We start from the raw sequence: 618 nt of genomic DNA, 5'->3' as shown, positions 1-618 counted from the left end.
CTGCCCGGAGAGCAGGAAGACCACCGAGCGGTCGCGTTCCGACCAGGCACCGGTGTCGAGTTCGACGGACTGGAGCAGCGCGCACTCGACGGCGTAGCCGCTCTCGGTGAGCGTCCGCCCGATCGCCTCCGCCTCGTCCCGCGTGGACGCGTGCGTCACGATGCGCTCGGGCCTACGGTCGGCGCAGGCGGAGACGACCGGCACTCCCCCGCCTCCGATCCGTACGACGTCGGGCTCGGGCAGGTCCTCCAGCACGTGCGGCGCCTGTCCGTGCACGACTTGGACCTGGACGCCGAAGCGCCGGGCCGACACGGTGGTGCGACCGCAGGCGTCCGCGTCGGAGTCCACCGCGATGACCGCTGCGCCGAACCGGGCCGCCTCCGCCGACAGCGCGCCGCTGCCCGAACCGATGTCCCAGACCAGGTCGCCGGTACGCGGACCGAGCCGGGCCAGCTGGGCGGCGCGCAGCTCGGCCGACTCGCCCTCGCCCAGGTTGTCGCCGTACGCCTCGCCGGGCAGGGCCCAGCCTCGTACGGCCGGTGGGTATCCGGGGTCGCGGCCCGCGATCCAGCCGCTGCCGGGGGCGGCCGGGCCACCGGGGCCGCCGATGACGATGAC

At 75.4% G+C, this 618-nt stretch carries 1 pseudogene; it reads right to left on the bottom strand.

Going from position 1 to position 618, the window contains the following annotated elements:
• Positions 1 to 618 (bottom strand): annotated as a pseudogene (locus QMK30_RS38375) (50S ribosomal protein L11 methyltransferase); the annotation flags it as partial.

The organism is Streptomyces sp. H27-C3, from assembly GCF_030063415.1.
Lineage (GTDB): Bacteria > Actinomycetota > Actinomycetes > Streptomycetales > Streptomycetaceae > Streptomyces.
Note: the sequence above shows the minus strand (reverse complement) of the source record. Positions and strands in the feature narration are given on the sequence as shown.